The sequence below is a fragment of the Salibacter sp. genome, from assembly GCF_031581065.1.
GTDB lineage: Bacteria > Bacteroidota > Bacteroidia > Flavobacteriales_G > Salibacteraceae > Salibacter.
The window spans coordinates 38118-52191 of record NZ_JAVLBN010000013.1 but is presented as its reverse complement, the minus strand read 5'-3'; the positions used below and the strand labels follow the sequence as shown (position 1 = coordinate 52191).

The 14074-nt window shown below is 40.7% G+C and carries 12 protein-coding genes; 2 read left to right on the top strand and 10 right to left on the bottom strand.

What is annotated here, in order from left to right; translation table 11 throughout:
• Positions 1–329 precede the first annotated feature (329 nt).
• From RI557_RS05245 to RI557_RS05200, 10 genes are all read right to left on the bottom strand, one after another.
• On the bottom strand, positions 330–1682 hold the full coding sequence (locus RI557_RS05245; protein WP_310682591.1) for a lysine 2,3-aminomutase: 1353 nt from the start codon (positions 1680–1682) through the stop codon (positions 330–332).
• Between the two features lie 334 nt (positions 1683–2016).
• Positions 2017–3081, bottom strand: coding sequence for a branched-chain amino acid aminotransferase (locus RI557_RS05240; protein ID WP_310682589.1), 1065 nt, complete (start codon positions 3079–3081; stop codon positions 2017–2019).
• 78 nt (positions 3082–3159) lie between these two features.
• Positions 3160–3921 (bottom strand): tetratricopeptide repeat protein, encoded by a 762-nt coding sequence (locus RI557_RS05235; RefSeq protein ID WP_310682587.1) that lies wholly within the window; start codon positions 3919–3921, stop codon positions 3160–3162.
• The gene (locus RI557_RS05230; protein ID WP_310682585.1) at positions 3918–5738 is read right to left on the bottom strand and encodes a BatD family protein; all 1821 of its coding nucleotides are present in this window, start codon (positions 5736–5738) and stop codon (positions 3918–3920) included. Before RI557_RS05230 ends, RI557_RS05235 begins: the two co-directional genes overlap by 4 nt.
• Complete coding sequence (locus RI557_RS05225; RefSeq protein WP_310667811.1) at positions 5738–6565, bottom strand: tetratricopeptide repeat protein; 828 nt, start codon at positions 6563–6565, stop codon at positions 5738–5740. Before RI557_RS05225 ends, RI557_RS05230 begins: the two co-directional genes overlap by 1 nt.
• A gap of 2 nt (positions 6566–6567) precedes the next feature.
• On the bottom strand, positions 6568–7596 hold the full coding sequence (locus RI557_RS05220; protein WP_310667810.1) for a VWA domain-containing protein: 1029 nt from the start codon (positions 7594–7596) through the stop codon (positions 6568–6570).
• Entirely contained in the window at positions 7597–8592 is a 996-nt protein-coding gene (locus RI557_RS05215) for a VWA domain-containing protein (protein WP_310667809.1), read from the bottom strand.
• Positions 8589–9524, bottom strand: a complete 936-nt coding sequence (locus tag RI557_RS05210; RefSeq protein ID WP_310682583.1) for a hypothetical protein — start codon at positions 9522–9524, stop codon at positions 8589–8591. Before RI557_RS05210 ends, RI557_RS05215 begins: the two co-directional genes overlap by 4 nt.
• Positions 9521–10396 (bottom strand): DUF58 domain-containing protein, encoded by an 876-nt coding sequence (locus tag RI557_RS05205; RefSeq protein ID WP_310667807.1) that lies wholly within the window; start codon positions 10394–10396, stop codon positions 9521–9523. The genes RI557_RS05210 and RI557_RS05205 overlap by 4 nt, the downstream gene beginning before the upstream one ends.
• Before the next feature lie 9 nt (positions 10397–10405).
• Positions 10406–11368, bottom strand: coding sequence for an AAA family ATPase (locus tag RI557_RS05200; protein WP_409079676.1), 963 nt, complete (start codon positions 11366–11368; stop codon positions 10406–10408).
• Positions 11369–11596: 228 nt separating this feature from the next.
• Between RI557_RS05200 and RI557_RS05195 the strand changes: the two genes are divergently transcribed.
• Positions 11597–11986, top strand: coding sequence for a nucleoside triphosphate pyrophosphohydrolase family protein (locus tag RI557_RS05195; protein WP_310667805.1), 390 nt, complete (start codon positions 11597–11599; stop codon positions 11984–11986).
• A gap of 129 nt (positions 11987–12115) precedes the next feature.
• Complete coding sequence (locus tag RI557_RS05190) at positions 12116–14056, top strand: hypothetical protein (protein ID WP_310682581.1); 1941 nt, start codon at positions 12116–12118, stop codon at positions 14054–14056.
• Positions 14057–14074 lie beyond the last annotated feature (18 nt).

Sequence of the window (14074 nt, the reverse complement as noted above, 5' to 3'; positions counted from 1 at the left end):
ATGGCAAGGATGATCTTTATCCTTTTTTTAAGATCATTTTCCGATTCGTTGATAGCCAAAAGAATATCGGTAGGAAAATCTATAGATATCGATTGAGTACTCATGATTATTTGTTTTTATTCAAATTTAATGTTTTTTGTGAAGTTTAATTATTCAGCTTATACCTGTATTTCAAGAATGATGATTGACGTCAATGAGTTTCAGTGGATATTTTAATAAGCAATTTCAAATAAATCATTTCGCATTTGCTTAGGGGAAGAAGGTATTAAAACCAAAAAAAGCCAGTTTCACTGTGAGACTGGCTTTTGATAATCATTGAAATCAATTGGTTAAGCCGGAACTTCTTCTGTTTTTTTAGCTTCTTCTATTTTTCCGTTTTTGATTTGTTCGTATTCTTCTTCGTAGAAGAACTGGTCTTCAAATGCCGGTTTGAGGTCATCTAACCAAACGGCATCTTCATCGTATTCTGCAAAGAATGGTTTGTGAACCCATTTGTGGTTTCTTCCCTGTATGAATCGCAGTCCGAGGACTTTTTTCCCGGCTACTTCTGTTTCGCCAAGGATCTGAACTTTCCCGGGCTCAGCACTCATGCTGGGTCCGCGCACGGTACGGCAAATTCCGCTTACTTTTTCGTACGCTCCTTTGAAGATCTCCCAGGTTCTGACCAATGGAACGGCAAAGTAATCCTGGGCTCCTGTATCGCGAGCGATGAACATGTAGTAAGGAATCATACCCAAATCTACCTGTTTGCGCCACATTTCGGCCCATTCATCGCTTGAATCGTTGATGTTGCGCATGATAGGCGATTGTGTTCTGATTTGGACTCCCACTTCACGTAGTTTTTTCACGGCTTCTTTAACTGCATCGGTTTTGAGTTCGTTGGGGTGGTTGAAGTGTCCCATGAACGCGAGGTGAACTCCGGCATCTTCCACTTTTTTGAACAGATCGAGGAGAGGTTGAGCATCTCTGTCTGTCGTGAAGCGGTAAGGCCAGTATCCGAGAGCTTTTGAACCAATTCTAATCGTTTTGAGATTGGGCAGGTCAGCCTCGATGAGTGGCAGGATGTAGCGCTCGAGACGTTTTGTACTCATGATCATTGGGTCGCCACCGGTAAAGAGTACATCGGTAACCTCAGGGTGTTCTTTGAGGTATTCGATCATGAGGTCTGTTTCTTTCATGGCGAACTTCAATTCGTCAATTCCAACGAATTGTGGCCAGCGAAAACAGAAAGTGCAATAAGCATGGCATGTTTGTCCCTGGTTAGGGAAGAAGAGCATTGTTTCGCGGTATTTGTGCTGAATACCGGTGAGCTTGTAGCCGTTGATCTCCGGAACATTCATTTCCATTTGTCCGGCAGGGTGCGGATTGAGATCCATGCGTATGTCATTCACGAGCTCTTTGAATTCTTTTTTGGGCATTTCACTCTTGAGTGCTTCAGCAACTTTGCTGAAGTGCTCTTCACTCAACATGTCTTTTTGTGGAAAGGTGAGTACGAATATGGGGTCATCGGGAACGTTTTCCCAATCGATAAGTTGGTCGATTACGTAGTTGTTAACTTTAAATGGAAGAACATTTCCCACTACCTCAATGGCAAATCTTTGATCTTCTGTGAGGTATTCCTCTACCTGAGGTACTTTTCTAAAATTGTTTACTCCAAAGGTTCTGTACCTTTCCTGTTTCATAGGCCTCTTTTTATTTGATTGTTTGAAAATTTAAAATCTTGCTAAAGTAGGAGGGAATAGCTGGACTCGCAATGCTGTCACTATTAAACTATCATTAAGTGGTAGATGAAAACAAAATTAATCGTTGTATTTCCAAATTAGGACAAAGAAAATTTCACATGCAGGAAACAAATTCTTGCAACTCTACATTTCAAATCCTATATTTGAAGTGTGTGTTAATAAGTTAATCGTTTTCGTCTCTTCAAGGGGTTGAAGGACGTGGTTAGTAGGTGCAAAGAGGGAAGAAAAACTTCCCTCTTTCTTTTTTTAATGTATTTCTGTCAGATCCAGTCTTTTAAAACTTCGTGATCCAGTTGTGTTCATCTTCGATTTTGCCGCGTTTTACGTCTTCTAAGTAATCGCGCAGTCTCGATGAAAACTCTCTTTTCTCTACATTTGGTAATGTGTAGAGCTGATCTTCAAAGCCTATTTCTTTGATGTGAGCGATTGTAGCTGCTGTTCCAACTCCAAATGCGTCTTGAAGACGACCTTCTTTTGCCGCTTTGATGACTTCATCAACTTTTACCGGAGCTTCTTCAACCGGAACATCCCAGTGTTTAGCCAGTTGGAGAACGCTGTCGCGCGTAACACCGGGCAGAATTGTAGAAGTGAGAGGAGTGGTTCTGAGCTTGCCATCGATGAGGAACATCACATTCATGGTTCCGGCCTCTTCAACGAAAGAGTGAGTTGCCCCATCAGTCCAAATCAATTGATCAAATCCTTCTTTTTTCGCCTGTTGAGCAGGGTAGAGAGAACCGGCATAGTTTCCGGCAGTCTTGGCAGAACCGGTGCCACCTTTAGCAGCTCTCGTGTATTTTGTTTCAATTTTTACTCGAACAGGATCTGCATAATAAGGACCACTGGGAGAATTGATCACGACAAACTTGTAAGTTTCAGATGGGCGAACACCCAAAAAGTTGTCTGTCGCAAACATAAATGGTCTAATGTACATCGAGCTTCCTGGAGTTTCTGGAATCCATTCTTCATCTACTTTGAGCAATTCTTTGATAGCTTTCAGGAAAAGCTCTTCGGGAACCTGAGCCATGCACATGCGCTCAGCAGAGTTGTTGAAACGCTTTGCATTCATTTCGGGTCTGAAGAGAAGGATTTCTTCATCCTTGTTTTTAAAAGCTTTCATACCTTCAAAAATGCTTTGCCCGTAGTGTAAAGCAGAGTTTGCCGGTGAAATAGAAAAATCGTCAAAGGGTACAATTCGCAAGTCTGACCATTCGCCATCCTTGTAGTCTGCCACGAATATGTGGTCAGAGAAGGTGTGTCCAAATTTTAAATTAGACGGATCAAAATCTTTCAATCGCGAATTTTCAGTCTTTTGAATCTTTATATCTAATGAATTATTCATTGCTTTTCGAATAAAGGTTTGCGAGCGCGAAAATACGGAATTTTACTCGTTTTTCAGGGGTTGAGTGTAACGTTTTAGCTAAATGCGTGTTATGCTTGTTTGAGGAATCCAGCCCTTGTTTCCGTTTGGCAATCGAACTTCAATCCAGTTATTGATTGATTCCTGTATTTCAACTTTTAATCCGCTGTGGATTACATATAGCTCAGTAGCGTTACTCTGTGGCTCGCTGTAAACTGAAACTGCTGCTTTCATTACAATTGCGTTATCACGGTTTTGCATTTCCATGTAACTGAAAATGGCTATGATAACGGTCAGAGCCGTAAGCGTAAGCGATGTTACGATTCCGCCTGCCACACGTTTTTTTACAGCCACATCTTTGGCTAAGACAAAGAACGTAACGAACGCTACGAAAATCCAAAACAGCACAATTGCAACTACCCACCAGGTTGCCGGTGCAAAGAGTGTGATGAGTCCTTTCCACCAGTTGGTAATGAAGAGGGAGGGAAGTTCTTCAAATTCATCTGTGATCTGACCATTAGCTACGTTTAAATTGTGGCGTGTATCTTCATCGTTTGGTTTTAATTTCAATGCGCGCTCATAGTGCAGAATCGATTTGGCAACTTCACCTGATTTAAAATGAGCATTCCCCAAATTGTAGTGAAGTTGGTGCGATGTGTAGCCCTGTTGGATGAGTTGGTTGTAGAGCGTTTTTGCAGAGTCGATCTGTTCAGCTTCGTAAGCTGCATTAGCCTGCTCAAACAGTCGTTCAGGACTGCTGGCCATAGCAGACTGACAAGCAATAATGAGGAGTGTAATGAAGTATGTTAGTGCATTTTTCATTTCAGTTCTTTCTCTAATTCTTCAATTACATCAGTTGCATCGCTGAGGAGTTTTTGCGGTTCCTCAGTTTGGCTGGGAGCAAAACGCGCCATTTGACACGATTCCAATACTGATTTTAGCTTTCCTCTCGAGGATTCTTCAATTCCCTGCTCTCCCAGTGTTTTGTTGATACGTTCAAAATCAAGCTCACTGGTTGCTATATTGAGTTTGTTTGATAAATAATCGTGTAAAGCGCGGTACAGCTCTTCGTAAAAGGCATTTTTATCACTCTCTTCAATGAGTTGTGTAGCTCGTTTTAAGTGACGTTGTGCCATTCTGGATGCTTTGCGTTTTTTATAGCCTACAACATCTTTCTTCAGGTTTTCCTGTCTGCGGAAAATTGCAATAATAACAGCTGATAAAATAACGGGAAGCGCAAACAGGCCAAGGATAATGCCGATATTCAATCCGAGCATATTTTCTTTTGTGCGCAATTCGGTGTCGCTGGTTTTGATGTAGCGGATGTCTTTTGCCAGTTGCTCAACATTTCTTTTTGTTGTTGCAGATTGGCCTACTTGTGCATTTCCGCCAACTCCACGGTTTACTTTTATCTGATAGAGTTTCTCTTCAGTAGATTCGTATTTTCCTGTGGCTGGGTTGAAGAAAGTAAATGAAGGGACTGTTATTTCAAACTCACCTTCATGACGTGGTATAATGAGGTATTCCCATGTCTTGGAACCTCGCAAATTAGCACCGGTATTCTTGCTGGAAAGGTTGATTTTTGGGTCGTAAACTTCAAAATCTGCGGGAAACTCAGGATCTATTAATTCTATTAGGTTGATGTTTCCCATTCCTGAGACTTCAAGTGTCAGGTTTATAGCTTCGTTTGCGTTGACAATGTTGTTATCGAGTTTTGGGGTAAATGTGAAATCACCAACGGCTCCGTTGAAGGATGGAGGAGGATTTGGTAGTGCTTTTACGTTAACTGTAGCGCTGTTACTCTTGAGCGGAACATTCTTTTCTACCATTTTATAGCGTCTGCCAAAAAATGTTTGCACTGGTTCATCAGATCGTGTTCTCACTTTTGCCTCAATCTCAAAAGGTTTGAGAGTGAGTTTACCTGATCGCTGAGGAAAAAGCACGTATTTTTTGAGTGTGTAAACTTCAAACACTTTCCCGTCAATGATTTGGCGAGATGCGTTGAAATTTTGACCGATGTCAACTTCATCGGTGTAAAAGCCTGTGAAATCCGGTAATTTTTGGCCTGTAATTCCGCCAATATTCAGCTGGTTGTAGAGTTTATAACTGGCTACTAAACTCTCACCATTGTAAACATTGTTATCGCTGAGTTCAAGACGTAGAAAGAGTTTATCAGAAGAACTCAATTTTTGGCTCTGACCATTACCACCTGAAGAACGATTATTTTGCTTTTGTTTTGATGAGGAAGGCTGCTTAGTATTCGACTTCTTTTCAACAACTTTTATTTTGATTGCGTTTGAGGATACCGTTTCTCCGTCAACATTTATGCGAGCCGGCTCTATAATGAATTCGCCCGTTTTTATGGGAAAGAGGATGTAGCTGAAACTCAAGCTTGCTGACATTTTTCCGTTGACAAAAGACATCGAAGATTTTTGATTGGGGCCGCTGTAAACCTTGAAATTATCAGTTAGGGTTGGAGCCCTGAAGTTGTTCCCTGAGCTATTAAGTGTGTAGCTCAACCGGAAGCTCTCTCCAACTTTCACCTCGTGCTTGTTCACTTTTGCTTCAAATTTTGCATCCTGTGCAAAACCTGCAAAAGAGAATATGAGTAGCATTATGTGTAACAGTAATTTTTTCATTACCAGTTTTTCTCGTTATTATCAGTGTCCACAGCTTTACCTTTTTTCTTTTCCAGCTTTCTTTTTAGCTGTCGCTCGTCATTTTGTATTGCTTCTAACATTCTGCGAGCATCTTCTTTGGAAAGCTTTTGTGGATTAGGTTTTTGTGGTTGAGGCTTTTTTCCCTGATTCTTTTGATCGCCATCTTGAGGCTCTTTTTTCTTTTTATCCTTATCGCCATTTTTATTGTCCTGATCCTGCTTGTCCTTCTCCTTTTGATCGTCTTTTTTCTTATCGTCTTTCTTGTTTTTATCCTTATTGTCCTTGTCGTTCTTTTGATCGCCTTTTTGATCCTGATCTTTCTTCTTGTCGTCTTTATTCTGATCTTTCTTGTCCTGATTTTTCTTTTTCTCTTTCTCCTGTTGCTCGCGCAGTTTACGCATCGCGTAGCTCAGGTTGTAGCGGGCTTCCTCGTTTTCAGGATCATTGATAAGAGCCTGCTTGTAAGCATTAACACTTTCCTGGTATTTCTTTTGTTCAAATTTCGCATTCCCCAGGTTGTGATAAGCGTTTGACTTCAGTTTTTTGTCATCAGCATTTTCTGCTACTTCATTGAATAGGCTTGCAGCCGTGTCGTATTTCTGTAACTTGTACTGGGCGTTGGCCAAATTGTATTTAGCATCGAGGAAATTAGAATCTACAGAGAGGGCTTTTTCATATTTTTTAATAGCCCCTGCATAGTTTTTCTCACTGTAGTCGTCATTTCCGTCACGAGCATGAGATCGCTCTTCCTGTGCAACTGACACAGCAGACCAAAAAAGCAATATGTATATGCTGATTAATCTCATTGCTATTTTTCCCCTTTATTGATTCCAAATATGTTACTTTTTCTCTTTCCGGTCAGAACCGAAAAAACGAGAAACAACAATCCGGCTCCCAGGAAGTATTGAAACCTGTTTTCGTAATCGGTATAGACTTTAGATCCAAACTCAGCTTTTTCCATCTTACCAATTTCATCAAAAATGTAGTTGAGTCCTGCATCGGCATTGGTAGCCTGAACGAATTTTCCGTTTCCGGCATCGGCAATCTCTTCCAGCATCTCAGGGTTTAGTTTTGAGACTACCGTTTCGCCATTTTTATTTTTCATGTATCCCAATCTGCGTTCTCCACGGTAAATGGGAATTGGAGCGCCTTCTTCAGAACCCATCCCGATTGTGTGTACCGCAACATTTTGCTCTGACGCTTTTTCGGCAGCTTCTTCAGCTCCGCCTTCGTGATCTTCACCATCGCTGATGATGATAATTGCCTTGCTGGTTGATGATTCCATATCGAATGATTCCATCGCTAAATCGATTGCATCACCAATTGCAGTTCCTTGTACCGGTACAATATCAGTGTTCACGGCATCGAGGAAGAGTTTTGCTGCTGCATAATCTGTCGTGATTGGCAGCTGTGTGTACGCATTTCCGGCAAACACGATCATCCCGATGCGATCTGACTGTAACCGATCAACTAATTTTTCAATGGCTCTTTTCGCTCTTTCCAGTCGGTTTGGAGATAGGTCTTCAGCAGTCATACTGTTGGAAACATCAACCGCCACTATGAGCTCAACACCTTCTCGTTTCACTTCCTCTAATTTTGTGCCCACCTGTGGTCCGGCAAATCCTACTATGATCAACACCATTGCGATGAGGAAAAAGATGAATTGAATTGTGGGTTTGCTGTTGCTCATTCTGGGTAGGATGTGCTCTTTCAACTGCGGACTCAAAAAGTTTTCGATGGAGTTTTTTCGCCATCTTTTCCACAGAATGAACACGAGAATTAGCACAGGTAAAATGGCTAAAGCCCACAAATACTCGATATGTTCAAAGCGAAACATCTATACGATTGACTTTAATGTTGTGTGTTGAACGAAAAAGGAGAGGAGCAATAAAATCCCCGATGCAGCAGCAAAGGGATAAAACTCTTCTTTTCGCTTGCGGTATTCTTTTACTTCAATTTCTGTCTTTTCCAATTCATCTATTTTACTGTAAATCTTTTTGAGGCTCTCATTATCTGTGGCTCTGAAATATTTCCCGCCAGTTTGCTCAGCTACCTGATTCAGCGTTTCTTCATCGATGTAAACATCCGTTTTGCGAAAAACCGTTTGTCCCGTAATCGTTTGTACAGGCATTGGAGCTTTGCCATTCGTTCCCACACCAATCGTGTAAACTTTGATTCCGTATGTTTCAGCGATTTCAGCCGCTGTGAGAGGAGGGATGTTCCCCGAATTGTTGACACCATCAGTGAGCAGAATAACAACCTTACTTTTGGCTTTACTCTCGTTGAGCCTGTTCACAGCAGTTGCCAAACCGGAGCCCATCGCAGTTCCGTCCTCTATCATTCCGAATTCAATATCCTGAAACAGGTTTTTGAGCACGCTGTGATCTGTAGTGAGCGGACATTGAGTAAAGGCTTCTCCGGCAAAAACCACCAGTCCTATGCGATCAGTTTTGCGGCCGTCAACAAAGTCGAGTGCAAGTCCGCGAGCAGCTTCAAGACGGTTGGGTTCAAAGTCTTTTGCTCGCATACTACCCGATATATCCATTGCGAGAACGATGTCAATCCCTTTGGTTGAAACTTCCTGGCTCGAAGTAGAACTCTGCGGGCGAGCCATAGCTGTAATGAGCAAACCGATTGCGATCATTTGAAAGGCGAACATTACGTGCCTCAATACAGGCTTCAAAGATGTTGTTTTAGGTAAAAACGAAGCAGTAGAATAGGTCACCTGTGTTTGCTTGCGAACCTGTTTAAAGACATACCACGCAATGAGCAGCGGTATAATCGCCAGCAACCAAAAAAGCTCTTTATGTGCAAAAACTATTTGCTCACTCATTCCTGATCGTTCTCCTTTTCATTTTTCTTTTCCTCAACCGGTTTTGTCACTTCAACAAAACTCTCAGCAGCTTCAAAAGCAAATTCATTTTCATTTGGTAACGGCTTGGCTTTGGCAAACTTTGCCATATCTGAAATGCGCAGCGCTTTTATCAAGCTCTCATTGTAATCCTGAGCAACATTTGTAAGGTGCATTTGCGCTTCAATTTCACTCGTTGTGTACTCGAGAGCGTGCATACCAAATCTGCGTTCGAGGTATCTTCTCACAATTTCAGACAACCTGATGTGGAATTCGCGGTGTTTTTCGTTTTGCCAGAGTTTTTGTTCTTCAAGTTCGGTCAGATCCCTGAGAGCCTCAACATGTGGTGGTTCAAGCGGTATTTGAGGTTTAGCCTCAGCCCGTTTTTTATCCTTTCCAATCAGATAGAGAATTAGTGAAACCAGCGAAATCAATACCCACAAAGCACCTACACCAATTCCAACGAATTTGATGATTTCTTCAAAAGTGTAAGGTACTTCACTAATAGGCTGAATATCTTTAATAGCCTGGCTTGTGTCAACTTCTACGGGTAGCACCTCTATCAGGAAAGGCTCTGACCGAAAAGTATCTTTATCGATAACAAATGCGATTGGTTCTACAGCCCAAACACCAGTATCAAAGCTCGTTACCGTAATATGTTCAGTAATCTTTTTTGAGTTGTTGGTCAGAACCGTATCCAGGCCGGCAGAGTTGACCACCATGATTTTCTTGTGAAAGCTCTCGCCTGCTTTTGGCCAAAGAATATTGGCATTTTTAGAGCTTTCAACTTTTAAGTCAACCTTGATTTGCTCGCCAATTTGAATGCTGTTGGAGTAGGGATTCACTTCAATCGACTGACCAACGGACAGTGATACAATGCTGAGCAAAAGCGATATGGTGAGTATCAATCTCATCTTCTCAATTCACGTTGTTTAAAGAGGTTCATGAGCGGCTTTGTGTAAGACTCACCCGTGTAGAGTGAGGCAGTATCAACGCCAGATTTGGTAAACATATCCTGTAACTTGAGAACAGCTATTTTGCGTTGCTTTTCGTATTCATCCCTTATACGCTTACTCGATGTATCAACCCATTGCGTTTTTCCTGATTCTGGATCCTGCAATGGTGCCAATCCGATGTTTGGCAATGTTTCTTCTTGTCTGTCGCGTACGTGAAGTGCTACCAGATCGTGTTTTTTATTCGAGATTTTAAGCGCGTTCTGAAAATCATCATCGATAAAATCACTCAACAGAAATACAATTGATCGTTTTTTGATGGCACTGTTGATGAACTTCAACGCTTCTGAAAGATCCGTTTCATTGTGTTCAGGTTCAAAATCGATGAGTTCGCGAATAATGCGAAGGATATGAGATCTCCCTTTTTTGGGTGGTATGAATTTTTCGATTTGATCACTAAAGAAAACCACACCAATCTTATCGTTGTTTTGAATTGCAGAAAAAGCCAGCACGGCACTTACTTCAGTAATGAGTTGGCGCTTGAGCTGTTCACGGGTACCAAACGATTCACTTTTGCTCACATCTATGAGAAGCATAACGGTGAGTTCGCGTTCCTCTTCAAATACCTTGATGTAAGGATGGTTGAGTCTGGCTGTTACGTTCCAGTCTATCGAGCGGATTTCATCACCCGGTTGGTATTCGCGGACTTCGCTAAAGGCCATACCGCGTCCTTTAAACGCAGAGTGGTACTCACCTGAAAAGAGCTGACTGGAGAGTCCACGCGTTTTGATTTCGATTTTTCTAACGCGTTTTAGTATTTCCTGCGTATCCATTTTCAAGCTCTACGGTACCTCTACAGTATTGAGGATTTCGTTGATAATATCCTCGGTTGTGATGTTTTCAGCTTCTGCTTCGTAAGTGAGGCCAATTCTGTGGCGCAATACATCTTTACAAATTGCGCGCACATCTTCCGGAATTACATACCCTCTGCGCTGTATAAATGCATATGCTTTTGCAGCCATTGCAAGACTGATTGAAGCACGTGGAGATCCACCAAAACTGATTAATTGTCCAAATTTTTCGAGTCGGTATTCGCGGGGCTCACGAGTTGCGTAAACAATATCCACGATGTACTGCTCGATCTTTTCATCCATGTAAACCTGGCGTACAACCTTTCTGGCTCTCAAAATATCTTCAGGCGTACAAACCGCTTGTGGCTCAGGGAAACTTCCCTTGTTGACATTCATTTGGATGATATTGCGTTCATCCTCACGTGAAGGATAATCGAGCACGACTTTAAGCATGAAACGGTCAACTTGAGCTTCAGGGAGAGGGTAAGTTCCTTCTTGCTCAACGGGGTTTTGAGTGGCCATCACCATGAATGGTTTGGGCAGAATGAACGTTTGCTCGCCAATTGTTATTTGTCGTTCCTGCATGGCTTCGAGTAAAGCACTTTGCACTTTTGCCGGAGCACGGTTGATCTCATCAGCGAGTACGAAGTTGGCGAAAATTGGCCCTTTTTTATTGGAAAACTCTCCTGTTTTAGCGTTGTAAATTGTTGTTCCCACGAGATCGGCCGGTAGGAGATCAGGTGTAAATTGAATGCGGCTAAAATCTGCGTGAACTGTTTTGGAAAGTGTGTTGATGGCAAGAGTCTTTGCAAGTCCTGGAACACCTTCAAGCAGAATGTGGCCATCAGCCAGTAGTGCGATTAATAACCGATCAGCCATGTAGGTTTGCCCCACGATGACCTTTTTCATTTCCATCCGCACGAGTTCGATGAACGAACTTTCCTTCTCGATCATTTCATTCAGAGCCCGAATATCTGAAGTGCTGCCTGTGGACGAGACAGATTCGGCTTTCGGTTCTGACTGTGAATAATTTTCCATGATGTATTTTTTGAATGTGATTCAACCGTTTTTGACCGAATACAAATTTGGTTGAAATACGCCTGTGACGGCACATGTGGCTGTTAAATATTGTTAACCCTCATTTGTTGAGTCATTTGCTATCTTAGCCGCAAAATTTGCGATATGAAATTACAGGAAACGATTGATTTGGTTCGCCAGTTCCACGATGCATTTGGTATTGAAAATAAGGATAAGCCAACGGTTGATATATCAGAGAAAACAGCTCTTTTGCGCTATAAATTGATGCGTGAAGAAAATGAAGAGTATCTCGAGGCTGCTCAGGAAGGCGACATGGTTGAAGTGGCTGATGCGCTAGGTGATATGCTCTATATTTTGTGCGGAACGATTCTATCACACGGAATGCAGGATGTGATTGAAGATGTTTTTAGGGAAATACAAAGCAGCAACATGAGCAAGCTCGATAAAAACGGCAAACCGATTTACAGGGAAGATGGAAAAGTCTTGAAAAGCGACCAGTATTTTAAGCCTGATATTGGGAAAATACTGAAATAGAATTTCGATTAACAGCTTGATTGCGAAAGCTTTATTTGAGTTTGTTAAATTGAGTTACAAAGTGAAAAATCAATTATCTTGTGCGCTTTCTAATTTTAGAATTTTACCATTGTTGATATGCGAAGGGTAGTGATTAATTTTTTGCTGACGTTGATAGTCGTTATTTCATTCAATAGCAATGCTATTGGTCAGAACCTCAATGAATACAGCGGTCTTTATCGGCTTGGCGGTGTTGATTACGAGGTGAAGTTTGACTATTATTTCAGTGAGGGAGATACCGTTTTAGACGGTAACTTTGATGCTTTTCACCAGGTTGAGAGCGGCAGGGCTGAATACGATTACACTTCGTTAAATGGAAAGTTTACAGCAAATAAGCTGGATTCAAAGTGGTTGATTAAAACCGGTATTTTTGAACCTGAAGGTAATGGTGTTTACAATGATTACACTTTTTCATTCAATGTCAATGGAAATGAGTTTAAGGCTGAGGTATTTTTTGATGAGGGAAAAGAAACGGGAAACTGGAAATTTTACGATTGTGAAATAAGAAATTCTAAAATTTCAGATACTACACTCAAAGGGAACGTTTCGTATGTTAATAATTCCATCAATAAATTTAGTTTTTACAACAGTAGCAATTCGCTAGTTGGAGAACTCGATTCTGGTTCTCTAGCAAAAGGAAAATGGCAATTCGAGTTATTCAGTGATGGAGAAAAAACACTTAAAAACTGGGTTTTCAAAAATGGCCATTTAGCAAAAGTAGAAATCAGCAAAGAAGGACAGGTTTTAACAATACCACTTTTGGACTCAGCAGGGTTTAATGGTTTTGAAGAAACAAAAGAACTTGACAGGGCTTACCTTGAAATACTCAAGTTAAAAATAGCCATTCAAAAACCTGATGTTTTTGAAAAGTACAATCAATTAGTGGGTCATAATGAATTGTATTTTCAATTTCTTGATCAGTACAACAAGATTGATGATCTAATTTTTCCACTTAGGGATAATACAATCTTTCCAGAGATCAAAGTTAATATCTCAAGGCTTCCGTATTTAGATAAAGAAGAGGTGAGCCTGAAAACAATTATCAAAAATCACGAAAAAAGTGGTGAAATCATCAACTCGGTTTTAGATGATCCGCAAGTAAACATAGCCAGTATTTCAGATGAAGAAATTGCCAGGTACAGAGCTGTTTTAAAAAGTATTAGAAAAGGGTTCTACTCTAGTCAAAAAAGCTTCATAGAACTTTATCAAAACAACTACCTGCCATACTTTGATAGAAATGAAGTTGTCGATTTCAAGTTTGATTTACAGAAAGTAATCGAAATAAAAAGCGATTCCATTTCAAAGGATTATTTACTCAAAGCAAATTACGATCATCTCGAAAAAGCTGATTTGAGCCAACTGAAAAAACTCGAACTCTACTCTGAAAATATCCTAAAAGATTTGGAGTTGATAAATTCTAATGTAGATGCTTTCGTCAGTAAGTACAAACGCAAAAAGAAACTGGTAGATATAGAATCAGAGCTTATCGAAAAGTATGATTCTGTAAAATACTTGAATGATTCATTGATCACAGCAGAGCACAATTCATTTGCTGAAATGAACGTCAATAAAGCAATTGCTCACTTTGCTGATAGCTCGCTTAAAGTTTATTCTGCCCTTACAGATGAAAATGAGAAAATGAAGCGTGCGCAAATGTTGCTCAATTGCTATCAAAAAACTGAAGATCTAATTTACACAGTACATCAATCAACTGATAACATCTACAAGATCAATGACGCTTATACCAGAGAAGTTTTCAATCCATACACTTACACAAACATGGAGGAAAAAGCAAAACCCTCAATTTACAATTCATTTAGCAATTTACTGCTGCCCGGTATTTTTCATAATCTCAACCGGCTGAACTGTCATAATATCAACCAATACAGGAATAATTTTTCTGTTTTATTTAATGGGATGATGAACTTTTTAAAAGAAGAAAATACCAATAGAGTTGAGCGGAAAGTAAAAAGAGCTGATAATCCGCGTGAAGCTGCTGAAATTTTAAATCTTGAACTCAAATTTCAATGATCAAAGCTTTTAAAATAA